The 24,033-nt window shown below is 55.8% G+C and carries 19 protein-coding genes and 1 pseudogene; 17 read left to right on the forward strand and 3 right to left on the reverse strand.

What is annotated here, in order from left to right:
• Positions 1 to 81 precede the first annotated feature (81 nt).
• Positions 82 to 1,236, reverse strand: a complete 1,155-nt coding sequence (locus tag NKH17_RS28925; RefSeq protein WP_352973070.1) for a M24 family metallopeptidase — start codon at positions 1,234 to 1,236, stop codon at positions 82 to 84.
• A 514-nt stretch (positions 1,237 to 1,750) separates the two neighbouring features.
• On the opposite strand from NKH17_RS28925, the gene eutB reads away from it, so the two are divergent.
• The 3 genes from eutB (at position 1,751) to NKH17_RS28940 (ending at position 5,177) form a co-directional block, all read left to right on the forward strand.
• A complete protein-coding gene (gene eutB / locus NKH17_RS28930; protein WP_352973072.1) occupies positions 1,751 to 2,761 on the forward strand; it encodes a hydroxyectoine utilization dehydratase EutB in 1,011 nt (336 codons plus the stop codon).
• Entirely contained in the window at positions 2,754 to 3,743 is a 990-nt protein-coding gene (locus tag NKH17_RS28935) for a cyclodeaminase (RefSeq protein WP_352973074.1), read from the forward strand. The genes eutB and NKH17_RS28935 overlap by 8 nt, the downstream gene beginning before the upstream one ends.
• A gap of 648 nt (positions 3,744 to 4,391) precedes the next feature.
• A complete protein-coding gene (locus NKH17_RS28940; RefSeq protein ID WP_352973076.1) occupies positions 4,392 to 5,177 on the forward strand; it encodes a maleate cis-trans isomerase family protein in 786 nt (261 codons plus the stop codon).
• Between the two features lie 735 nt (positions 5,178 to 5,912).
• Here the strand turns inward: NKH17_RS28940 and NKH17_RS28945 are convergent.
• Positions 5,913 to 6,584 carry a GntR family transcriptional regulator gene (locus NKH17_RS28945; RefSeq protein ID WP_352973078.1) on the reverse strand — a complete coding sequence of 224 codons (672 nt, stop codon included), beginning with the start codon at positions 6,582 to 6,584 and terminating at the stop codon, positions 5,913 to 5,915.
• 239 nt (positions 6,585 to 6,823) lie between these two features.
• Here NKH17_RS28945 and NKH17_RS28950 point away from each other — a divergent pair, with 239 nt between their 5' ends.
• The 14 genes from NKH17_RS28950 (at position 6,824) to NKH17_RS29015 (ending at position 23,197) form a co-directional block, all read left to right on the forward strand.
• The gene (locus NKH17_RS28950; protein WP_352973080.1) at positions 6,824 to 7,900 is read left to right on the forward strand and encodes an ABC transporter substrate-binding protein; all 1,077 of its coding nucleotides are present in this window, start codon (positions 6,824 to 6,826) and stop codon (positions 7,898 to 7,900) included.
• A gap of 102 nt (positions 7,901 to 8,002) precedes the next feature.
• A complete protein-coding gene (locus NKH17_RS28955; RefSeq protein WP_352973082.1) occupies positions 8,003 to 8,857 on the forward strand; it encodes an ABC transporter permease in 855 nt (284 codons plus the stop codon).
• A gap of 10 nt (positions 8,858 to 8,867) precedes the next feature.
• Positions 8,868 to 9,689, forward strand: a complete 822-nt coding sequence (locus NKH17_RS28960; RefSeq protein ID WP_352973084.1) for an ABC transporter permease — start codon at positions 8,868 to 8,870, stop codon at positions 9,687 to 9,689.
• 12 nt (positions 9,690 to 9,701) lie between these two features.
• The gene (locus tag NKH17_RS28965) at positions 9,702 to 10,790 is read left to right on the forward strand and encodes an ABC transporter ATP-binding protein (protein WP_352973086.1); all 1,089 of its coding nucleotides are present in this window, start codon (positions 9,702 to 9,704) and stop codon (positions 10,788 to 10,790) included.
• 160 nt (positions 10,791 to 10,950) lie between these two features.
• Positions 10,951 to 12,207: a sarcosine oxidase subunit beta family protein gene (locus NKH17_RS28970; protein ID WP_352973088.1), complete on the forward strand. Its 1,257-nt coding sequence runs from the start codon at positions 10,951 to 10,953 to the stop codon at positions 12,205 to 12,207.
• 8 nt (positions 12,208 to 12,215) lie between these two features.
• Positions 12,216 to 12,482: a sarcosine oxidase subunit delta gene (locus NKH17_RS28975; protein ID WP_352973090.1), complete on the forward strand. Its 267-nt coding sequence runs from the start codon at positions 12,216 to 12,218 to the stop codon at positions 12,480 to 12,482.
• Positions 12,479 to 15,442 carry a sarcosine oxidase subunit alpha family protein gene (locus NKH17_RS28980; RefSeq protein WP_352973092.1) on the forward strand — a complete coding sequence of 988 codons (2,964 nt, stop codon included), beginning with the start codon at positions 12,479 to 12,481 and terminating at the stop codon, positions 15,440 to 15,442. The genes NKH17_RS28975 and NKH17_RS28980 overlap by 4 nt, the downstream gene beginning before the upstream one ends.
• Positions 15,435 to 15,974, forward strand: a complete 540-nt coding sequence (locus NKH17_RS28985; protein WP_352973094.1) for a sarcosine oxidase subunit gamma — start codon at positions 15,435 to 15,437, stop codon at positions 15,972 to 15,974. Before NKH17_RS28980 ends, NKH17_RS28985 begins: the two co-directional genes overlap by 8 nt.
• Before the next feature lie 812 nt (positions 15,975 to 16,786).
• Entirely contained in the window at positions 16,787 to 17,887 is a 1,101-nt protein-coding gene (locus tag NKH17_RS28990; RefSeq protein WP_352973096.1) for an ABC transporter ATP-binding protein, read from the forward strand.
• A gap of 112 nt (positions 17,888 to 17,999) precedes the next feature.
• Entirely contained in the window at positions 18,000 to 19,061 is a 1,062-nt protein-coding gene (locus NKH17_RS28995; RefSeq protein ID WP_352973098.1) for an ABC transporter substrate-binding protein, read from the forward strand.
• A 62-nt stretch (positions 19,062 to 19,123) separates the two neighbouring features.
• A complete protein-coding gene (locus tag NKH17_RS29000; RefSeq protein ID WP_352973100.1) occupies positions 19,124 to 20,356 on the forward strand; it encodes an ABC transporter permease in 1,233 nt (410 codons plus the stop codon).
• Between the two features lie 2 nt (positions 20,357 to 20,358).
• Entirely contained in the window at positions 20,359 to 21,195 is an 837-nt protein-coding gene (locus NKH17_RS29005; RefSeq protein ID WP_352973102.1) for an ABC transporter permease, read from the forward strand.
• A 108-nt stretch (positions 21,196 to 21,303) separates the two neighbouring features.
• Positions 21,304 to 22,452, forward strand: coding sequence for a M24 family metallopeptidase (locus NKH17_RS29010; RefSeq protein ID WP_352973104.1), 1,149 nt, complete (start codon positions 21,304 to 21,306; stop codon positions 22,450 to 22,452).
• 58 nt (positions 22,453 to 22,510) lie between these two features.
• Positions 22,511 to 23,197 (forward strand): GntR family transcriptional regulator, encoded by a 687-nt coding sequence (locus NKH17_RS29015; RefSeq protein WP_352973106.1) that lies wholly within the window; start codon positions 22,511 to 22,513, stop codon positions 23,195 to 23,197.
• 119 nt (positions 23,198 to 23,316) lie between these two features.
• Here the strand turns inward: NKH17_RS29015 and NKH17_RS33520 are convergent.
• Positions 23,317 to 23,550 (reverse strand): annotated as a pseudogene (locus NKH17_RS33520) (IS30 family transposase); the annotation flags it as partial.
• Between the last annotated feature and the right edge of the window lie 483 nt (positions 23,551 to 24,033).

Raw genomic sequence — 24,033 nt, forward strand, 5'->3', positions numbered from 1 at the left:
AATAGAATGTATCGCAGCCCTATGCGCAGCAGCTAATGTTTGAGATAAAAATGCCGGTTTTCTTGCCCATACTTGGTCTCATCAGAAAACCACGACATCGCGCGATGCCTTGGTTAGACGTTCACCTCCGCCTTCGCCCACCAACACCGTGTCCGAGACGAAGTAGTCTCCTCGGCCGCAGCCGAGCAACCAAGACAATTGGTGGAACACCATATTGCATTCAAGGACCAGATCGCTCTCGGGATGCATGCTGACGACACCAATGCCGCCAGTCCACGTCGGCGGGAAGGCGATACCTACGACGTAGCCGCAATGATGTCGGCGATAATGCGCCATTCCAGCTTCGTCGATGACGTACTGCCAAGCATTGTAGACATCGGCGCCGGTGGCGCCCGGCCTCATCGCCTCGAGAACGCGGTCCTGTGCTGCAATGCAGATTTCCGCTAGTGCGTGCGTTCCCGGAGGCGCCTTCCGTGCGAATGCCAACCTTCCCATAGGCGCGTGGTAACGACCGACACATCCAGCCATCTCCAAGAGAAGCTGCTCGCCCTCTCCGATGACGCGGTCGCTCCATACCTCGTGTTCATAAGGCAGCCGCTCGCCGGACCGAATGAAGGGACCGAAGCCGACGTACTCACCGCCGATTTCGAACATCCGTTTATGGACCTCGGCTGCGATAACCTGCTCGTTAATGCCCACTTTTGCGACTGAAAGCGCAGTCTCCATACAAGCGTCGGAGACGGCGGCGGCCTTTCGAATAGCGAAAACCTCACTGTTAGACTTCACCAGCCGGAACCGCTCGACGAGCCCCGAAATGTCGGACCACTGGACCTCCGGCAGTCCAGCGCGAACGGCAGTGTCGAACGCCGGCGGAAATCCAAGGCTTTCTCCCTGAATCCCTATCGTCGCATCTCCGAGACCCACACTCTTTAGATGTTCTGCAATGAAGGCCCCGGGCGAAGCTGTATCGGGATATCCCACGAAACGGGAATTCTCGACCTGGCGATTTACGGTCGTTTGTTCGTGTGCTCGGGCAAACAGGAGCGTCTCGCCATCTGGACGGACAGCGAGGGCGTGAGGTCCGAAGTATCCTTGGTGGTCCAATCCAGTGAGGTAAAAAATATTTTCCGCGCTCGTGACAATCCCAACATCCATTCCACCTTGGGCGAGGGCTTGTTTGACCTTGTTCATCCGTGCATCGAATTCTGATTGCGGGATAAGGTTGGCTCGCATCATGATTGTTTTTCCTCAAGGGATTTAGAGAAATTTGGTCAGCGCTTGCGTAGCAGGCGACCGTCCCTGCCAAACTGATCGCTGATGCGGGACAGGCGTTGCAACTTGTGACGATCACATCCGCGTCGGGTGGTCGGTCGCCTTTGGCGAGGATGTTGCGTCCGCGCCATTTGCATTTCTCCATTTTCTGACCGACGCCGTTCCTCGCGCACGAGTCGTCACGAGGGATGATAAGCTTGACCATAGGAAAACACAAGCTATATATAGCTAAAATTCAACTCGCAAACGTGATCCGGGAGGGCCTTGCTGGTTATTCCTGTCCCGCGTAGCGAGCAACGAGATCAAATGCTCCTACGGTCCCGTGGCAGAGCAATCGACCAGCGATGCCGACATTTCGCGCCGGGATAAGACCGCACTGGAGAAAACATGACGTCCATTTCATGGCCGGGTTGGACAGTCGATTGGGAGGGAATCATCGAAGGTATCTGACGGACGAACGCGAAATGGATGCCGCATAATGAATACGATCTGCCTTCAAGATATCTACCGAGCGCGAAAACGTATTGATGGGAGAGTGAGACGGACCCCGTTGATCGTCTCACCATATTTGTCGGACCTGACTGGAGGAACAGTTCATCTGAAACTGGAGCATCTCCAGACGACGGGAAGCTTCAAGCTGCGGGGAGCAACAAACGCTGTTTTGAGACTGAGGGATGCCGAACGTGCCCGCGGTGTGGTTGGCGTTTCGACCGGCAATCACGGACGCGGCCTCGCCTATGCGGCCAACGAAGCCGGCGTTCGATGCATCATCTGTATGTCTGAACTGGTGCCCTCGAACAAGATCGAGGGCGTTCGGTCGCATGGTGCCGAAGTTCTGATTGCCGGCCGGTCGCAGGATGATGCCCAGGTTGAGGTCGACCGTCTTGTCGAGGCAGAAGGCATGATCATGTTACCTCCTTTTGACCATCCTGACGTCATCGCCGGTCAGGGAACCTTAGGTCTGGAGATTCTTGCGGATTGTCCCGAAGTCGAGACTGTTTTGATCCCATTGTCGGGTGGCGGTCTCCTAGCCGGCGTCGCGCTCGCGTTGAAATCCGCGAACCCATCGATTCGCGTCGTCGGGATCTCAATGGAACGGGGTGCTGCGATGATCGAGAGCCAGCGCGCGGGCAAGCCAATTTTTGTGGAGGAACTGCCCACGCTCGCCGATGCGCTCGGCGGCGGCATTGGGTTCGACAATCGCTACACGTTCGACATGGTGCGCGATCTCGCAGACGAGTTGATTACGGTGACGGAGAGAGAAATCGCCGACGCAGTTCGCCACTGCTACTGGTCAGAAAAACAAGTTGTCGAAGGATCGGGCAGCGTCGGCATCGCCGCACTTCTCGCAGGTAAAATAGGTAAACCCGGCATCTGCGTCTCCCTGGTCACAGGCTGCAATCTCGACATGGCACTGCACAAGCGGCTCATCGACGGCGAGGTCGGCGACATTGCGGCTGCAGCAGAAGGAGGAGTGGAAAATGCCTGATATCAAGATCCTCACGGAGGCCGAGTTGCGCCGAGTCGTTGCTCTTGACCCCGACGCGGTGGAATGTGTCGAGAATGCCTTCAAACTTCTCGCGACACGGGATGTCGTGATGCCTCCCATTCTCAGCTTTCATGTTGCCGAATATAACGGCGAGGTGGACGTTAAAACCGCTTACGTGCCGGGAATTGAGAGTTTCGCGATCAAAATGAGCCCCGGCTACTTCGATAATCCGAAACTTGGACTACCAAGCGTAAGCGGCCTAATGATACTGTTTGCCGCCCGGACGGGCATGGTCGAGGCAATCCATCTCGACAACGGCTATCTGACCGACATACGCACGGCAGCCGCTGGCGCGGTCGCCGCGAAATGGCTTTCGCGGCCTGACTCGCATGTCGCGGGCATACTCGGAAGCGGCACACAAGCTCGCCTGCAGTTGGAGGCCCTCACACTTGTCCGCGATATCCAAGAAGCTGTCATTTGGGGGCGTGATCCCAAGAAAGCACGGCAATGCGCCGACGACTGCCGGCAAAAGCTGGGCATAAATGTGCGGACCGGGACCATCGACGACGTGATGGCTGTAGCCGACATCGTTGTCACCACGACCCCCTCCCGGACGCCATTGATCTATAGATCGCAGCTGAGACCGGGCCAGCACGTGACAGCAATGGGAACCGATGCTGATTACAAAACGGAGCTTGCTCCCGACGTGATCCCCGCCGCCAGCCGATACGTTTGCGACAGCTTGGCGCAATGCCGGCGGCAAGGAGAACTCCGACCCGCGATAGCCGCAGGAACCGTGGCCACCAATACCGATTTTCCGGAGCTTGGCCAGGTCATCGCCGGTCGAGAGCCGGCGCGTGGATCCGACGACGAGATCACAGTATGCGATCTCACCGGAACCGGAATCCAGGACACCGCGATCGCAGCCTTCGCATTCGAGCGAGCACTCTATCTCGATGCTGGCACCATCATTTCGAACTAGTACCGTTTTCACAGTCTGTTGACTGGTTGATCTGCAGCCAGTGCAGGATGTGAGCTATTGAAGCGCATAGACGCCCAATGATTATGATCATCTTGTGGACTGGAGGCGGGCGGGCTCGAAATGGGCGTTTGGCAAGCCCTGGCGCGCGAGTTGGCTTAACATCGCCGCCTGCGACCATCAGAAATGCCCCCGACGCTCAAATCAAGTAGAAATTCACAACTGAAAAACCCGAGCCAGGATGGACCGAGCCTATTGAGTCAGAACCACTGCTGCGAGGTCCTTCCGCGGGGCTCGCCGCGCCGACAGTCCAACGTCTATCTAAACGCGCTAGGAAGCTCTGCGCCGAAATAAGAACGCTGATGCCAGCGTTTCCGATGTTCGCCTTCGCGTTCGTCCCGCATGAAGAAGGTAATCGGCCCATTCGAAATCGGTGGTGGAAACGGCGCTCGCACCTATGGCTTCGCCGTCTCGTCGCTATGGCTCCTGCGGATTTGAATCGAAAACAAGGCCCCGTCGCAAGTCCTCACCATGATGAATTGTAGCTGTATATAGCTTGTGTTTTACTCGAGGGGAGCCTATGATCCGCGCATTGACAAGACCGTGCGCGACACGCGGACGGCCTCCATCAAACAATATGAGGGAATGCAAATGGCGGAAGCGGCGAGAACCCAGATGGCTCTGACAGTTGCCTCGGAGAAATGGGCACCAGAGTTCGACAAAGGCCGTGCATGGCGCACTAGGATAGGCTTTGTCCTGATTTCAAGTGACCATCTGATTGAAGAAGACATGATGCGTATGGCGCCGGAAGGCGTCTGCGTCCACTTCACCCGTTCGCACATGCCGATAGGCTGCACCGTCGAAAACCTAGCTGCGATGGAAAGCGGATTGGCGGCATCAGCGGCGGAGTTGATGCCGGAATTCGAAGTTCCCGTAATCTGCTATGCCTGCACGTCGGGGACCGCGGTAATGGGCGAAGCAGCAGTTATCCGTGAATTGAAGCGGGCCAATCCTGAGAGGCAGGCGACGACGCTCCTGACCGGTGTTGTCGAGGGACTTCGCGCCCTATCAGCCCAAAAGATCGTGATGGGCACGCCCTACACTGATGACGTAACGTCGGTCGTGGCGCAATACATGCAAAAGAGCGGGTTCGAGCTCCTGAATGTTCAGGGGCTAAATCTGGTTTACGACAAGGACATTACTAGGGTAACGCCGGCATACATTCGTGAGTTCGCTAAGGCGATCGATCACCCGGACGCGGATGCTATCTTCTTAAGCTGCGGCGGCTTCCGCGCCATCGATGTTATTGACCAGATAGAGCAAGACACGGGCAAGCCTGTGGTTACCAGCAACCAGGGGATGATGTGGAACTGCCTGCGCCTAGCAGGAATCAGCGATCAGTTCGACGGGTACGGACGCCTGCTGCGCGAGCACTGAAAAATCATACTGAATCCCACGAAAAGCGACAATGATCAGGAAAGCCGTAAAGCGCCTGGATACTGATCCGCTTGCCCGTGGAAGAGAACGACTATGGGCAAGACGCATCGCTTAAGTTGGGTGCGCATATCGTTGTGCAGCGCCTTGGCTGCTGATGAGCGCACCCGGGGCCAGGCCGAATCCCGCCTTCACATTCGGCGCCGCGATCGGCCGGCCGGAGCGGTTCGGCTCCGCATCTGCGAGCTGACGTTCGCGCGCTATCGGTCCGGCGAGACTAGCGTTAGGGGGAAGGTCAAGCGGCCGTGGCGATGAACTCGCCCGCACCGCTCTACGAGGCCGCTCACACGCTGCTAGTGCGCTCGAAGTGACCGATCTTGCGCCGGGGCATGAACATCTTCAGACGCCACCGCATGCCTCAGGCATTCTTGCCGGGGGCTCGCCAGGGGCCGTCATCCTGCACCGCACGCGAGCAAATGAAACCGAGTTCCGCTTAAAAAGAAGCCAGCCGCATTGCCAGCGACCCGAGACAGATTAAAGGAGCAAGGAACGCGAACAGCGCTTTCGCCCGAAAGGCGATGGCGGGGAGATCGTTTCGTGCGATCTCGTTGAGAGTCCCGAACCATGGCTCGCAGGATCGTGAAACACATTGATATCTCCTCTCCAGCACCTTTCTCGGGCCGTTCCGCATCCATTCGCTTCTCTTCGTGGTAGGGGCTTGAGCCGTCACATGATGGGTCAATCGCTCGAAATATAGCGGCTGACTTTCTTCAGCATCCAGCGTAGATACGTTGCCCTGACCTTGCCGAACGTTCCGAGATCACTGGACGCCAAAGCGGCCGAAAGGCCTTTCAATTCGCCCAACAGCTCTTCCACGACGTTGTCCCAGTCAAGATTCGGCAAGAAAGTATACCAGATCCGAGCGACCCGGTAGTACAGCAGGTCCGTGATTTCGCGCATCGGTGCGCTGCCAATAAGATCGCAGATCAGAGCTGAAAGGTCGTTAGCCAGATGCGCATAGCCCTCAATGTCCCGCCGACCGCGAAGTTCCTCTGCTCGCGCGATGAGTTCATCGAGGGCCTCCCGGTGCCGATCCGTGACCCAGTTCGGGGACAATGATCCCATCGTCTCCGCAAGAAGAATCCGGAGGTCATAAATGTCCTTGAATGTCTTCATATCGATGTCGGTGACGCGCGTGCCTACTCCATTGCGAATCTCAAGTAGCCCTTCATAACTGAGCTGTTGGAGTACCCGCCGTAGTGGCGTCCGACTGACGCCGAACTCCGCGGCGAGTTGCGTCTCATTGATCATCATGCCAGGTGGATAATGTAATATGCTAATCCGCTGCCGAATAATCTCATACATAGATCGCTGGCGTTGATCGGCACTTAGCTTAGTGGGTCTATTCATGATTCCAATTTAGCTCCGTCTGTCTCTTGGCGAAAATACATCATCGACTACACGACAATGATTAATCCCCTGTCTTCTAGAAACGTGCCGTCTGCACGCCATGCGAGCGCGGAATCTCTCATTGACAAAAGCTGCATCGTAGCTGTATATAGGTGGTGCTCCGCCAATACGAACATAGTCATGCAAGCGGAGCCATCGCAAGGGCCAAATTCAGAAGCGTCCATACAGGGGAATAGCAAATGACAAAATTCTCGCGAAGGAACTTCATCAAGACGAGCTTTGCCGGGGGTGCGGCGCTAGCCGCAGCGCAATTGACCGCACCGTTTATGGGCAAGGCTCGAGCAGCGGAGTCGCTTTCAGTGGTTGAGTGGGGTCCGCCCTTTATCGACCACTCCAAAGCGCTCGCAGCCGAATGGGGCAAGGCTTCGATCGACTGGACACTCCATGCCGGCGGAGCGGCGTCGATTTTGCCAAAGATCAAGGCGGCATGGCCAAATCCACCCTACGACGTTGTCGATAATTGGAGTCCCGTCTTCCAATCGATGATCCGAGAAGATTGGGCGGAAACCGTCACCCCCCAAGACTGCCCGAACCTTGCGGATGTCCCCGAAGGACTTATCCCTAAAGACGCTAACGGCAATTGGAAGGTGGTTCCGCGCGGATCGAGCGGGATCTTTTTCACCTACGTTCCCGAAAAGTGCCCGATCGAGATCAAGTCGATCGAGGACCTGTTGAACCCGAAGCTGAAAGGCCAAATTCTCTGGCCAAACCCAACCTTGAACACAAACCTGCAGGTCGTTGCCTTGGCGATGGCCCGCGGCGGCGATCAATTCAACTTGGAGCCAGGGTGGGGATTCCTAAAGGAACTCGCGAAGTCCGGCAACATCGGGCGCGTAGCGGCGACCACCTCGGACCTGATCACATCACTAGATACTGGCGAAACCTCAGTGACCTGCATCGACCAGGGCACGTTCTCGGGGATCAAGGGCGTGAAGGCCGTCCCATTGACTAAGACGAACAAGGATTTGAAAACGTTTCTGTTCGTGTCGGGGTGGGTCATCTTGAAGAGCTCGAAAAACAAGAAACTGGCATTTGACTTTGCCAACTACATGATCAGCAAGCAAGCCAGCGAACGCTATGGCAAGGATGTGGGCGAAGTCCCCGTCAACACAAAGGCGGAGCAAACGCTCGAATATCTTCACTTCTCCCCTGAGGAAATTAAAGAATTTGTGGTCGTGCCGGATTGGGATCACCTTGGCAAGGAACTCGATGGTTGGAACAAGCGCTGGGAGCAGGACATCGTCCAGCTTTTGTGACGTCGTTTCCTAACTTAATAATCTTCCCAAGACGCACTGGCGTCGGGCGCGAATCTGCGCCCGACGGCTTTTTGTCGATCGCAATGGGACTGGGACCTGCTAATGAAGTTTTCACGTGGCTCCGCGCTGTTACTGCTGCCCGGATTCGCCCTATTCCTGGGCTTTCTGCTCTTCCCGCTCGTGAATGTTCTCGACGAGAGTTTTCGCCTTTACGAACCGGGCCGGATCGGCTCGGCCAAGGATGCCCCCTATACATTGTTTAACTACGCTGAGATCCTGACGCCATCCTATCTGAGGTATTTTGCCGAAACGTTCAAATTCGGTGTTCTATCATCGCTGATCGCCCTGGTCGTCGCCTTTCCGATTGCTTACGCTGTCGCCAGGCAGCCTTCGCCCCTGCTAAGGAAGCTCGCCATTGGCTTTCTCATAGGCATGATGTTCCTGAGTACATTGGTGCGCGTCAATGCTCTCCAACTGACATTCGGGCCAACCGGCTATGGTCAGCTCCTGTCGGGTCTCCTGAATGTGTCGGCGAATGGCCGTTTCTATACAGAATTGGTCGTTATTTTCGGTCTGTTGCACTATTTGATCCCGATTTCGGCTATTACATTGTTGGGAACCATACAAAATCTGAACCCTAGACTAATCGACGCATCGCAAGTACTTGGTGCGTCTCGGCTAAGGTCGCATCTTTCGATAACCCTGCCGCTCTGCATGCCCGGACTGCTGTCGGCTTTCATGATTTGCTTTACACTGTGCCTCAGCGCTTTCGTCGTCCCGATGATTCTCGGGAAAGGCAAGGTGCTGTTTGTCTCCAACCTCATATATTCACGCTTCAGCGAGATCGCCAACTATCCAAGCGGATCCGCCGTCGCGATCACCATGCTTATCGTGGCGCTGAGTACAATCTACGGAATAACGTGGATGGTTTCGAAGCGATACGGCAACCTCAGGTAAGGCTGGTCCTATGAAACGCTATGTCGATAATGCCGCAGCCTGGCTGAGCGTCGCCAACATCGTCGTTGTATTGGTGTTCCTCATTTTTCCAATCGCCGTTGCCGTGACGATGTCGTTCGATGCCCGGGAGTATCTGGGCCGGTTTCCACCGCCGGAATACTCCCTTCGCTGGTACAAGCACTTCTTTTCTGACGACTACTATCTAACCGGATTGGCAACCAGTCTCCGGTTGGCACTCATCACAACCATCGTCTCCACAACGGCGGGCGTTAGCGCCGCTATTGCCCTCGACCGCTATGCGGGTTCGGGCAAGCAGGCCCTGGAATCGCTTTTCCTGTCGCCGCTCATCGTTCCTGCCGTCGTGATCGGTTTTGCGCTCCTGCTGTTTTTCGCCAACATCGGTGTATTCGACGGGTTCACGCGATTGCTCGGCGGGCACATCATCATCACGTTTCCCTACACGGTCCGTACGACGCTTGCGGGCCTGGTTGGAATCCGGAAAACCTTGACTGAAGCTGCCATGAGCCTTGGCGCCACCGAACGTCGAGCGTTCTGGGACGTCACCTTTCCGCTCGCCCGCACCGGCATTGTCGCGGGAGCGGTCTTCGCGTTCGCCTTCTCCATGGACGATGTTGCGGTGAGTTTGTTCCTCACATCGCCAGACACGTACACGCTGCCTGTCGCGATGGTGAGCATGATGCGAACGAACTTTGATCTAACGATCGCCGCAGCTGCTGTTCTGTTGATGATATTCACCTTCGCCCTGATCCTCGTCCTTGACCGAACAATCGGCCTCGACCGACTGATCGGCAAGGGCGTTTTCAGGTCATAGGAGGTGTCTGAAATGAGTGTTCTTGAACTTTCGCATGTCACCAAGCGCTATGGAGCGTTCGTCGCGGTCGAAAATGTCTCATTCACCGTTGAGAAGGGACAGATTCTGTCGCTGCTCGGCCCTAGCGGATGCGGCAAGACAACGACCTTGCGGCTGATCGCTGGGTTTGAGAATGCCAATGAGGGCGCTGTCATGTTCTCCGGCGTCGATATGAAAGGCCGACGGCCCTACGAGCGCAACGTCGGCCTTTTGTTTCAGGACTATGCACTGTTTCCGCACATGACGGTCGTTGAGAACGTCGCCTATGGCTTGAAGCATCGCAACTTTGAAAAGGCAAGGATTCCGGATCGCGTCGCCGAAATGTTGTCATTGGTCAGACTGAAAGGTTTTGAGGATCGGCGGCCCAGCCAATTGAGCGGCGGTCAGCAGCAACGCGTGGCGCTTGCCCGGGCATTGGCCACAAACCCCGAGGTTGTTTTGCTCGATGAACCGCTATCGGCCCTTGACGCGAAATTGCGCCAGGAACTGCGGTTCGAGCTGAAGGCAATTCTTTCTGCCGTGAACGCCACGACGATCGTCGTCACCCATGACCAGGAAGAAGCCATGAGCCTGGGCGACAACGTCATTGTCATGAGTGCCGGAAAGATCATGCAGCAAGGGCCGCCGACGGACATCTATGCCAATCCAAAGACGCGCTTTGTCGCCGAGTTCATTGGCCGCTCAAACTGGTTCACCGGTCAGCTCACGAGGAGCGTGAAAGGTATCGCTGAACTCAAAGCCAACGGCGGTACACGGATGTTCGTGCACATGCCCGACAGCAGCCGGAATGACGGCGTGTTTGACGTCTGTGTCAGGCCTGAACGCATTCGACTTGGTGCAGCCATTGAATCGTCGGAAGACTCGCCCGTCAACGAGATGCGCGGCACGATAAGGGACGTCGCCCACCTTGGGGCCGATCTTCATTTGGTGGTCGAAATCGCAGGCGGTCAACTGCTTGCCGTGACCGAAAAGTACTATGGGCAAGCCCTTGAGCAACCCGGCCAGGAGGTTGCAATAACTTTCCTCCCGCAGGACTGCATCGTAGTCCCAAGCGGATCGTAAAGAAGCAGATAACCTCGCAAGGTAGGAAATCTTTGACGAAACCGAGCTTTGCGATCGCGTTTGGTTGCTGTCGATAGACACGTTGAAAACAAGATCAAACTTATTGAAAACATTACCCGCTTTCGCCAGGGCCGCGAGAATTACATAAACGAGGAGTCGCATGAGTCATTATTCAGCCCTTGCCATATTGCGTCATGGCCTGACTGGCAACAGGCACTGGTCCCGTGCTTGGCGCGATCCGGCACCGAAGCCAACCTATGACGTGGTCATTGTCGGCGGCGGCGGCCATGGCCTCGCAACAGCGTACTATCTGGCCAAGGAGCATGGCATCCGCAACGTGGCCGTGCTTGAAAAAGGTTGGCTAGGTGGCGGCAACACGGGCCGAAACACCACGATCGTACGCTCGAATTATATGATGCCCGGCAACTCGGCATTCTACGATCGGTCGATGCGGCTATGGGACAACCTCAGTCAAGACTTGAACTACAATGTAATGCTTTCACGGCGCGGCTATTATTTTGTCTTCCACTCGCCCGGTCAGGCGGAAGGCCTACGGCGCCGCGCCAATGTCATGCTAGCTAACGGCATTGAGGCCGAATTTTTCGACCGCGCGCAAATAATGAAGCGGCTGCCTTTCCTCGACTACTCACCCACGGCGCGGTTCCCGATATACGGGGCATTTCTTCAGCCTCGCGCGGGTACAGCGCGTCACGATGCGGTCGCATGGGGGTACGCACGTGGAGCAGACAAACAGGGTATCGACATCATCCAGCAGTGCGAGGTAACCAACTACATCTGGGACAAGCAAAAGATCGTTGGCGTTGAGACGACACGCGGCCCGATTCGCGCGAAAAAGGTGGCCTTGGCGGTGGCTGGTCATACCAGCCATTTGGCGGCAAAAGCCGGGCTTCGTTTGCCTATCGAAACGCATGTTCTCCAAGCTTTCGTCACAGAACCGCTGAAGCCGCTCGTAGACCACGTAATTGTCTATGGTGGGGCGCATTTCTACATCAGCCAATCCGACAAGGGCGGCTTGGTACTGGGCGGCGATCTCGATGGATTCAACTCGTATGCCCAGCGCGGGGGGCTCCCTATAATTGAACACACGCTCCAAAGCGCCAAAGCCCTCATCCCCTCGATCTCGCGCTTACGACTGCTGCGCCAATGGGCCGGGGTGATGGACATGACTATGGATGGTTCGCCCATCATCGGCAAGATGCCGGTCGAAGGGCTCTGGTTAACCGGGGGCTGGAATTACGGCGGGTTCAAAGCGATACCGGCCTCCGGCTACTGTTTCGCATGGACGATCGCGAAGGGCGAGCCGCATCCCGACAATGCGGCATTCACCCTAGAGCGTTTCGAGCGTGGCTACCAAATCGACGAGGCGGGCGCTGGCCCATATCCGAAAGCTCATTGAGGTTCATCATGTTGAGAATCCCTTGCCCTGTTTGCGGACTGCGGGACGAAACCGAGTTTAATTATGGCGAAGATGCAAGTGTCCGCCGCCCGGATATGGACGAGACCGATCAAAAGATCTGGCATGACTATGTGTTCATCCGCGACAATCCGCGAGGACCGCACAAGGAATATTGGCATCACGTGAGCGGTTGCAGGCAGTGGATTGTCGTCGATCGAGATACGCTCACGCATGAGATTTTTGGTTCGGCTCTGGCTCGTGAGGTGGCAGCATGACAGCGCGGCGCCTCAAAACTGGGGGGCGGATCGATCGCTCCCGTGAGCTTACCGTTAAATTCGACGGCAAGTCTCTGCCAGCATATCCTGGCGACACTCTGGCATCCGCTTTGCTAGCCGGCGGGCAGCAGATTATTGGGCGGAGCTTCAAATACCATCGGCCCCGCGGTGTGGTCGCCGCGGGCGTTGAAGAGCCGAACGCCCTGGTTCATCTCCGCAGTGGTGATCGCCACGAACCCAATGCGCAGGCAACGATGGTGGAGGCCTTCGATGGCCTCGTTTCGACGCCACAGAACGCCTGGCCAAGTCTCCAATTCGACGTAGGAGCTGTCAACGGCCTGCTGTCGCGCTTTTTCGGCGCGGGCTTCTACTACAAGACTTTCATCGGTCCTTTTAGCGGGACGAAGTTCTGGATGTTCTGCGAGCATTTCATCCGCAAGGCTGCCGGCATGGGTCAGGCGCCGACTCTTCCGGATCCTGACCACTACGAGAAGATCAATGCTTTCTGCGATCTTCTAATAGTTGGTGCAGGTCCCGCTGGCATTTCGGCCGCCCTTGCAGCTGGCCGCAAGGGCGATAGTGTCTTTTTGGTGGAGCAGGACCGCGAGCTCGGCGGATCCCTTCTCAGCGAACCGGTCGGCGCACCATCCGATACATGGCTTGCTCAGGCGCGTTCTGAGCTGAGCGACCTTCCGAAGGTTCGAATTCTGACGCGAACGACGGCGTTTGGTGCCTATGACTGCGAGGTGTTCGGACTCGTTGAGCGCGTTCAGGACCACGTGGTTGCACCTGAGGAGGGAAAACCGCGGCAGCGATATTGGGTGGTGCGAGCAAAACGGGCGATTTTGGCTACCGGAGCCATCGAACGCCCAATGGTTTTTGCCGGAAATGACGTGCCCGGGGTGATGCTCACATCAGCTGTTCGCAGCTACCTCAACCGTTATGCCGTTCTTGCCGGCGAGCGCGTTGTCATCGCAACGAACAATGATAGCGCGTACACAGCTGCCATCGAACTTTCAAAGGCTGGAGCTAAGCTAACGATCTGCGACCTCCGACAGGAAGCGCCGCCGCAATTCGTCGAGATCGCAAGAAAAGCGGGAATTGATCTGCGATCCGGTCATGCGGTCCTCAAAGTGTCTGGCGGCAAAAGCGTGAAGGCTGCGCACGTCGTTCGCATCAGCCCGGGAGGTAAAATAAAGGGCAACGCTACTCGGATTGCTTGCGATCTCGTTACCGTATCCGGCGGCTGGACTCCGGCGCTGCACCTTTGGAGCCAGCGATTTGGAAAGCCACAATACAACGAGGAGCTGGACGCGTTTCTTCCGCCGGCGGAAAAAGGGACCTTCAGCTGCGTCGGATCGCTTATCGGCTCTCCGTCGCTCAGGGATACACTCTCCCAGGGCCATAAAGCTGGCGGAGCCATCGGGAAGGAACCCGCGCTATTTGGCCACGCTGATCACTGGGGCCGCAACCTTACGCCGCTGACAATCATTGCCAAGGCGAATGGCAGCACCCCTGGTAAGGCGTTCGTGGATTTCCAGCACGATGTCAAACTTGCAGATATCGATCAGGCCCATCTCGAGGGCTACGTCTCGGTTGAACATCTCAAGCGCTATACCACCTCTGGCATGGCAGCCGACCAAGGCAAGACTTCGAACCTCAATGCGCTCGCCCGCATGGCAGAACTTCGCGGGCTCGCCATCCCCTCCGTCGGCACGACGACCTTCCGCCCGCCCTATACTCCGGTGACGATTGGCGCCGTCGTCGGCCATGATCATGGACTCAATTTTCGTCCGACCAGGCTTACGACCATACATGGCTGGCATCAAGATAACGGTGCGGTCATGATCGAGACAGGCGCCTGGCTGCGGCCCTGGTACTACCCGGCCAGAGGTGAAGACATCAACGACGCCTATATTCGCGAAGCCGCGCACGTGCGCGAGCATGTCGGCATCGTAGACGTTTCTACGCTGGGTAAAATCGCGGTGCAGGGACCCGACGCCGCAGAGTTCCTCAATCGAATATACGTGAATGGCTTCAAGACACTTCCGATTGGAAAACTGCGCTACGGCATCATGCTGCGCGAGGACGGCTTCGTCTTTGACGACGGGGCCACAACACGCCTGGGCGAACATGACTATTTCATGACGACCACAACTGCGAACGCCGCGCATGTACTTGCGAGGGCTGAATACCTGCTTCAAACCGCGTGGCGCGATCTCAAGGTGCATGTCACGTCGGTCACAGATCAGTGGTCTGCGATCGCCACCGCCGGTCCGAAATCTCGGGCTCTTCTGACTGCCCTCACCGGTGCAGAACTGAGCAACGAGGCCCTCCCGAATAATCATTTCGCGGACGTCACAATTGCTGAAGTGGCTTGCCGCCTGCATCGCATGAGCTTCTCGGGTGAACTTGCCTACGAGCTTTACGTTCCGGCCAAACGTGGCCGTCAAATTTGGGAAGCTCTTATTGCGGCCGGCGCTCCATATAATCTCAAGCCCTACGGTCTCGAGGCAATGGGCGCGCTTCGTATCGAGAAGGGTCACATAACGGGCTCAGAAATCGAAGGGCGCACAACCCTGAAGGATCTGGGTCTTGAAGGCTTTGCTTCGAGCAAAAAGCCATTCGTCGGCTCCGTATTGCGAAAACGTCCGGTGCTCGAAGATCCAGCACGACCTTCGTTGGTGGGGCTGGAAATCGTCGGAGACTCAAGCACGCGGGCGGGCTCCCTTTTGTACGCACTTAATGCTCCCACCAAGGGCCATGGGGAGGGGTGGGTTTCTTCGGTAACCTACTCTCCGGCGCTGAAAATGAACATTGCCCTCGCGCTCCTGTCACGGGGACCAGAGCGATTTGGCGAGACGATCCAAGTGGTCGATTTCGTGGGCAACCAAACGCTACAAGGGAAAGTGGTCTCCCATCATTTCTTCGACCCCGAGGGACATCGTCAAAATGGTTGAGAAATACGCGCTCCCGGTAAACGGCACAACCAGCGACCACCTGGCTGTCACCATCAACGAAGTTGAATTGGGATATCTGATGCAACTTACCGGATGGGAAGATTTCGAGAGGAAGGCAAACGATGCGCTTCGGGCAGAGGGGCTGGCGGTGCCAGGTGACTTCTGCTCATCGGTCCGCCGCGGGCGGACTATAGTTTGGCGCATTGCGCCCGACCGGGCGCTGATCCGGTCGGATACCGCTCTCGGATTGCAAAGCGTAGTCGATCTGGCCGTCCTCGATCTCTCTGACGCGCGAGTATGCCTGAGGCTCGAAGGACCCGGCGTCAGCGGGCTTTTCAGTCGTGTAACTGCTATCGACTTTGCCGACGCCGCCTTCCCGGTTGGACATTTCGCGCAGACCGCCATTCACCATGTCAGCGTCCTTATCGATCGCCATGGCCCCGACCAGTTCACAGTCTTCATCCCAACGACGTTTGCAACGTCGCTGACCAGCTTTTTGGCTGATCATCTCACTGCTGAGGGGGCAACCTAGGCGGCAAAAGGGTAAGATCGCGAAAGGAGGTCACGCTTTGGTCCTCTATCTGTCATTCATGCAACTGGCTTCTCGCTGCCTCGTGGCACCACCGCCGCGCGAAGAACAACCTATAAAATATGATCAACAGAACCAACCGCCAACAGGCGACCCAAATACGTTCGAAACTCAGGCCGCGTTGGATATCCGCGCTCCTAGACCTAAACCAGCTCGAACTAGCATCGAACTCGAATTGTTCTGTCCGCCCTCGAGGTCCAAACCAGCCGTATTTTGGCAGCGTTATTTGCTCCCACTCCTCCAGCGTGTCTCTATCCGGCTAGTTGGTCGTTGAAGAGGCCCATCATGGAATAGGACCCAACCCTGACTATCCCGGAATCCGAACACGAAATCATAGTGCCCGGTCCGGCTGCCCTGAGAGAGTCAAGCTGGTTCTAAATTCAAGCCGCTCTTCGTTTCGCAAAGATTAGCGGTCTCCTTGTGCACAAGCTGCTCCCGCGATTAACTTCTTGCTGCCGACATGCGACGCTATCTGTGAGCCTACTTAGGTCCAACACTTTGGACAGAGGGGGCTTGTCGGCGATAGAACTCCTCAAATAACCGCGACTTTAGGCGAGATCGGGACGCGGCTACTCCGAAACAGCCAATTCTGGCTAGGGCTATCCCTTATCAGTTGCGCCGCCCGCACTGAGACCAAGAAAAGTTCGGCCCCGCACGCGACTCTATCTTGTACACAAGCTACTGCTATGTTAGCGTTGTAAATATGACGAGCGGGGCTAGGCCACTGCACGCTGCTGCACTGGGGAGGTCGGAAGTTGAGCAAAGGTCTCGATCGAGATCCGCTAATCAGGTTCGATATGGTTAGCAAGACATATGACGGAAAGAACTTCGCCGTTCGCGATCTGTGTCTGGACATCTACGAGGGCGAGTTTCTTGCCTTACTCGGACCCTCAGGTTCAGGAAAAAGTACAACGCTCGGAATGCTCGCCGGTTTCGAGCATCCATCTAGTGGCAGCATTACTTTGGCCGGGAGATCACTGCAGGACACGCCAACGCATAAGCGAAAGTTTGGCATGGTGTTCCAAAACTATTCGCTCTTCCCACACATGACGGTGATGGAGAACATCATTTTCCCGCTTCGAATGCAGGGAATGTCGAGGAAGGATGCCTACAGGCTCGGGCAATCGGCGCTTGAGATGGTCGATCTGCGCGATCCACAGATGGGCGAGAGAAGACCCGATCAGCTCTCAGGTGGTCAACAGCAGCGCATCGCGCTTGCACGCGCACTTGTTTTCAAACCACTTGTCATTCTCTTCGATGAACCGCTCGGCGCGCTGGACAAGAGGCTTCGCGAACAAATGCAGCTCGAGCTGCGCCAGATACACAAGCGTCTAGGCGTTACCATGATCTTTGTCACGCACGATCAGAGTGAAGCGATCACAATGGCTGACCGAATCGCAGTATTTAACGAAGGCAGGATTCAGCAAATCGCCTCGCCCATGCAGCTTTATGACGAGCCAGCGACGCTCTTTGTCGCTTCGTTCGTTGGCGATAATAATAAGATATGTGCCACGGCTATCCGATCGCAAGGCGAGATCTGCCAGGTAGAGCTTAATGACGGTTCCCAAGGCGAGGGAATTAGTCCGAGCCTCATTCAGCCGGACGCGAGTGTCGTTATGGTAGTCCGTCCGGAGTGCATCGTAGTCTCTCCAACCGAGGATCTCGCCAACAAATATCCTGCCCGCATTAACGAAGTCATCGCACTGGGTGACCAGACCAGACTTAGGCTGGATGTAGCAGGAAATGTAGAGATTCTTGTCAAAATTCCAAGAACGGGCGGCGCTCTCGAGTACCAAGTCGGGCAAGACCTAGTCGTTGGATGGAGGTCGCAGGACTGCAGGGTCCTTCGAGCCTAAGCAGGATCACACATCAATTGTTGGCGAGCGTTCGCAAGGACGCTCGACGGACGACGCGCGCTAACATGCATAGGAAATTGTTCTATTCACAAAGGAAGAAAAGGGGAAGTGCATGTGCAGTATCTCAAACAACCTGTACTCGGCTCTCTCACTGGTTGCATTACTGGCAGGGTCTACCGTGGTCGCAAATGCCGATGATCTCACCATCGCCACGTATGGCGGGACATTCGAAGAGGCTTTGCGAAAAGAGGTGTACGAGCCCTTCACCAAGGAAACAGGGATCAATGTTCTCGCGGATGCTTTCTCCGGTGACGTCGGTAAAATCCGCGCCATGGCAACCACTGGGACATACAATTGGCAGCTGGCAGAGAGCGAGTCTGTGATCGCCGCCATCGGCTGCCAGCAGGATTTCCTTGAACGTTTTGATCTTGCCCGGCTCAAACTGACAAAGGATGACTTCGTTCCTGGAAGCCTGATCGAGTGCGGTATTCCCGATGTCATTTATTCCGTCAATTTTGCCTACGACACAAACCAGGTGGCAGAACCTGCTCCAAAGTCCTGGGCCGACTTCTGGAATGTGGAAAAATGGCCGGGCAAACGCGCCATGCGCAAGTCTCCCAACGGAACCCTTGAGTTCGCGTTGCTGGCAGACGGCGTGCCAATGGACATGGTCTATGAGGTGCTGAGCACACCAGACGGTGTCGATCGGGCGTTCGCAAGCCTGTCAAAGCTGAAACCAAACATCGTCTGGTGGGAGACCGGCGCACAGTCCGTTCAGCTCCTCGCGGATAAAGAAGTGGCAATGACGGTCGGCTGGAATGGCCGGCTTTACAGTGCAGCGCACGGCGAGGATCAAAAACAGATCAAGACCGTGTGGAATCAGTTTCGCTGGGAAACGTCAATGTGGATCATGCCGAAGGGCGCTCCGAACGTTGATAATACTTACAAATTCCTTCAGTACGCTACCAAACCGGAACTGATCGCTGAGGTGTCCAAACGCGTCGCCAATGGCCCTGCCGTCGTGGCCGCCGGAAAGCTCATCCCCTCGGGCCTCAATGCCGAACTTCCGACAAGCGCGGAAAACCTGAAAAATGGTTTTCCGATGGACGTGCAGTTCTGGGTCGATCACCAGGAAGATCTGACACAGCGCTTTAACAACTGGGTTGCTCAGTAATAACTGCGGGCGACCTACCCGCTCTAGACAGGATCGGCTTTGGACATTGCCGGAGTATTTGGATGACCGTGACTGCTAAAGCCATGTCCAACGATCGAAATGGATCGGCCGCCGTTAGCTATCGCCGCGAAATGAGGAGGAGAGAGGCGCGCCGGAGCGTGCTTGTCGCGCCTCTCTTCTTGTATCTCATGCTGATATTCGTCATCCCAATTGCCATAATGCTGACCAGGAGCATTGAAGACCCTGAGGTCTCTGTTGTGCTGCCAAAGACCGCCGATCTAATTCAACGCTGGGATGGGACAGATCTGCCCAGCGAGGAGGTATTCGCCGCCCTTGCTACCGACATCAAACAAGCAGTGAGCAATAGGAGTTTGGGCCAAGCGGGTAGTCGCTTGAACTATGCGATACCCGGGTTTCAATCTCTTCTGACGAAAACCGGCCAGAAGATATCTGGTGTCCCGACGGTCGATGCCGCAGGGGCGCTGAGCCAGATCGATCAACGCTGGACAGATAATCGATATTGGCTGGCTCTCCGCAACGCATCGAGCACCTATTCGCTGTTCTACTTTAGGATTGCGCTCGGATTGTCCAATACGGGATCTGCTTCCGAGGGCCGCAGCTTTTATCTCGACGTGCTCGCCCGAACGTTATGGATGACGTTCGTCGTTACGTCAGCGTGTGTTATTCTTGGATACCCGCTGGCATACTTTCTTTCGCATGTATCAGAGTCCTTACGTAATAAACTAATTCTCTTTGTTCTGCTTCCATTTTGGACGTCGTTGCTAGTGCGAACAACTGCGTGGTTCGTGCTTTTACAAAAGCACGGGTTGGTGAACGACACGGGGATATTTCTAGGGCTTTGGTCCCAGCCGTTGGACCTGATCTACAATCGGTTTGCCGTTTACGTTGCCATGACTCATGTGATGCTGCCCTTTATGGTGCTTCCGCTCTACAGCGTCATGTTGAAAATTCCGAGCACATATATGAACGCGGCGGCTACGCTCGGGGCTCATCCGTTTCGGGCTTTCAGGGAAGTCTACCTCCCGCTTAGCTTTCCAGGTCTGGGGGCCGGAATATTGTTGGTGTTTATTGTGACACTCGGATTTTATATCACGCCTGCTCTTCTAGGCGGGCCTGCTGATCAAATGTTGAGCTACTATATCGCACAGAACGCCAGCAACTTCGGAAATTGGGGTCTTGCAGCCGCCCTTAGCGTGCTCCTGCTTGCCGTCGTAGGAGCTGTCATTTTCTTGCTGAGCAGTCTTAGAGCCGCGAAAGTCATGCAGGAGGCATAGGAATGACCCCGGTGTTAGGCAAGCGGTTCCCCGCTTTTTCGACGATGGCACTTTGGATTGTCAGTTCGCTGATCATGAGCTTCCTCATCATGCCGATCATTGTAATCATACCCTTGTCATTCAATTCGGCACCCTATTTTACGTATCCGATGCCGGGGCTTTCACTGCGGTGGTACGCCGAGATTTTCGGAGAGTCTTCAGCATCAGTTATGTGGCAAAGGGGCATCCAAAATAGCTTCATTATCGGCATTTCGTCGACTGTTGTGGCGACCGTTCTGGGGACTTTGGCTGCGTTGGGGCTGAGCCAAGGCAACTGGCGATTTAAAAACATGGTGTTCGCTGTCCTGGTATCGCCGTTGGTAGTGCCGGCAATTGTGTCCGGACTCGGGTTTTTCTATGTCTTCGCTAAGTTGAAGCTCGTTGGTACATTCTGGGGCTTAATATTGGCTCACGCGGCCCTTGGCGCTCCGTTTGTTGTGATAACCGTTTCCGCCACCTTGAAAGGATTCAATCAAACACTTTTGCGGGCTGCAGAGGTGCACGGAGCGTCGCCTGCGCGTGCCTTCTGGGAGGTGACTTTGCCATTGATATCACCCGGCGTGATTTCTGGCGCGATCTTTGCGTTCGTTTGGTCGTGGGACGAAATCGTTGTCACGCTATTTCTTGCCACACCTCCGCAGCATACGGTGCCGATACGGATGTGGAGCGGCGTAAGGGAAAGCTTCAACCCCACAATAACTGCAGTGGCCACTCTGTTGATCGTCATGGCGATCGTATTGATGCTTCTGGTCGATCAGTTGAACCGACGTAGTCTCCGCTTCACAAACGCTTCGCTGTAATTCCTACGGCGAGCCTTCGTGTTCATCAGCAACCCATTGCGCACCCAACTTCTACCAAAAGTAGATAGCCGAGTCGCAATATCTCTCGAAGCCATAAAGGAAATGGAAATGGATAAAACTATGGACCAAGCTGGCGTTGAGCGCAGATCCCGCGTTAACATAGTACAGGAAAAGTGCCGCGAACGCGGAGTTGACGTAGCGATCTTTACAAGCCCTGAGAACATCTATTACCTAGCCGGTCTCGACTATGAGGGCTACTTCTGCCTGCATGCGCTCCTGGTTCCTGCCAACGGCACGCCGGTGCTCTTCGCGAGAAGCATCGAAACACCCACCGTCCTGAGGCAGGCAAAAGACGTCCAATTTATTGGATATGCCGACAATGACGACGTTCCGGCAGCAATCGCGTCGCAACTGGTAGCGATTGCTGGCAAGAGGCCGCGTGTGGCATTGCAAAGGAACAGCGCCTTCAACGTCGCAATCGACGCTCCTCTTCGGGTCGCCCTCCCTAACGCTGAGTTCCTGGACTCATCGGGAATTGTCGAAGAGATGCGTATGGTCAAGTCCCCCTTTGAGATCGAGCAGATCAAACGCGCGGCACGAATCTCCGACATCATGATCGCCGCGGGAATTGGCACAGCTGGCAACGGTGTAACTGAAAATTCTGTCGCGGCCGAAGTTTATAGAGCCATGATTTCCGCCGGCGGACAGTCCCCTGGCTTTCCCCCGTTCATCAGGTCGGTGGACAGGATATGCGAACCGCACATCACGTGGACTTCTCGCGAGTTCAAGACCGGCGACTCTTTCCTTTTGGAGCTTTCGGGCTGCATTGATAGATATCACGCTCCGATGGCCCGAACTGGCTATATTGGCCCAGCTCCTGCATCCGCAAGCAAGCTTTCCGCAATCAGCAACCAAGCGCACCTAAAGGCCCTGAATGCCCTCAAGCCAGGTGCACTCGCTTCGGATGTACATGCCGCATGGCGGGCCCATCTTCATGCATCCAACGCGCTTCCAAGGCTCGAGCATTGCGGTTACACAGTCGGAATCTCATTTCCTCCGACCTGGACAGGCGGCCCCGGTATAAACAGCCTGCATGGGGCGAGCACTGTCCAGATACGAGAGGGAATGGTATTCCACCTTCTCACTTGGATAACGGATGACGCGGGCAATGATAATTTCTTGTCGGATTGTGTGTTGGTTGAGAAGTCCGGCGGTGTCTTCTTGACGATTTCGCCGAGAGATCTCGCTGAGGTTTAGTAGCCCTGGCGAGGCTATCTCTGGAATCTGCCAAGGTATTATAGGTCTTCCGAAGGCAATGAATGTTATAGAAACTGACCAATCCTTAAACGGGGCATCAGGGATTTATGAGATTCTACGGAATCGCATCGCCCTGCTAGAGTATTCACCGGGAACAAAGTTATCGGAGAACACCCTCGCTGCTGAGTTCGGGATCAGTCGGACACCACTTCGCAAGGTGCTTCAGCGCCTTGAATTCGAACACCTTCTGGTGCGATCTCAAGGTTCCTATACTACTGTAACGGACGTCGACGCCAAAACTCTCAGCCAGATATATGAAGTCAGAATGGTTCTGGCTGAGAACCTCTATAGATTTGTCGAATTGCCCATTCCTAGCGTTACCATTCAGACACTCCAAAGATTGTCTGATGAGGCGAAACAGCTTAAAGCAAATCACGACGTTTATTTGCTGGGCAAGATACATCGAGAAGTCGAAGAAGCTCTCGCGGGTACTATTTCAAACGTTAGAGCGAGAGAGATAACGGAGCAACTCTACTTCGAGATTGGTAGAATTTGGCTGAGCTGCGTGCCTAAATTGGACTGGGATGAAGAAGTGGAACTTCTTTCGTCCGAACTGCGGGAACTGATTGCCGTGGTCCAGCGCGGCGACCTACGCGGCTTTGGCTTCCGCAGACGAAACCAGGCTGCGATGGCGTTTGATCGCATTTACAAAGTCATTTCGGGGCATGAAGCGCGTGGCGGCTAAAGTCGAGAGCCCGCACCGCGAGCAGGTGACCCCAGCCAAGGCGGTCTGCTGTGCGACCCGGCAGCGAGTCAGGTTTAGCGCGTTCACCGATTGGCCGACAGTATCTTCTGACGGAAGACGCGAGCGCGGCGGTTGGTGTTTTCCACCGTGGCTCTCTGCCACGGCGCCTGCGGATCGCAGAAGCATGTCTGAACGCCGAGACCGGGCTGTAGGTAGTGCCAAGTTTGTGAATTGCCGCGGTCGATGGTGATTGATCGACGGCCGGAATGGGGAAGGGGACCAAGCACGCCAATCAAGCCGTCCATGATCGCACGCGACTGGCGGCCGTTGTTGCGCAGGAAGACCGTGAACCGGCAATCTGGTCCAACGACCAGCCATGCTTGATACGCTCGATGATCAATGCGCGATGGCGGCCAAGCTTCTCAGCAATTGCATCTACACTGACGCCAGCCTGGCGCCAGCGCTCGCGGCGTTCATCCAAATCGATCTCGAGTAGGTACGTTTCATGTGCGGTTCCATGCATGCGACAGGCCATTGGTATCACTGAAAAGTCGTAGTTCAAGTTAGAACGTACCCTCGTACAGTCGATGTCAAAGCGATTTAGAGACGCGACACCGCCGGCAAGTTAGAAATGCGACAGTCAGGCGCGTCCCGGCGGCTGCCTGAGCGTCCGATCGGGCGTCAGCTGGTCGGGGTTGCGCAGCCCGATCGGGTGCGGCTAAGTCAAGCTCCCCGGCTTTAGATCCCATGAGGAGTGAACAGCGGCCGGCGCTCTGTCAGGGTGAGGCTGCATCGAACCACTCACTCAACAGGAGATCGCCGTGGAGAATGTGTCT

It is taken from the genome of Mesorhizobium sp. M1334, assembly GCF_040317995.1.
GTDB lineage: Bacteria > Pseudomonadota > Alphaproteobacteria > Rhizobiales > Rhizobiaceae > Mesorhizobium.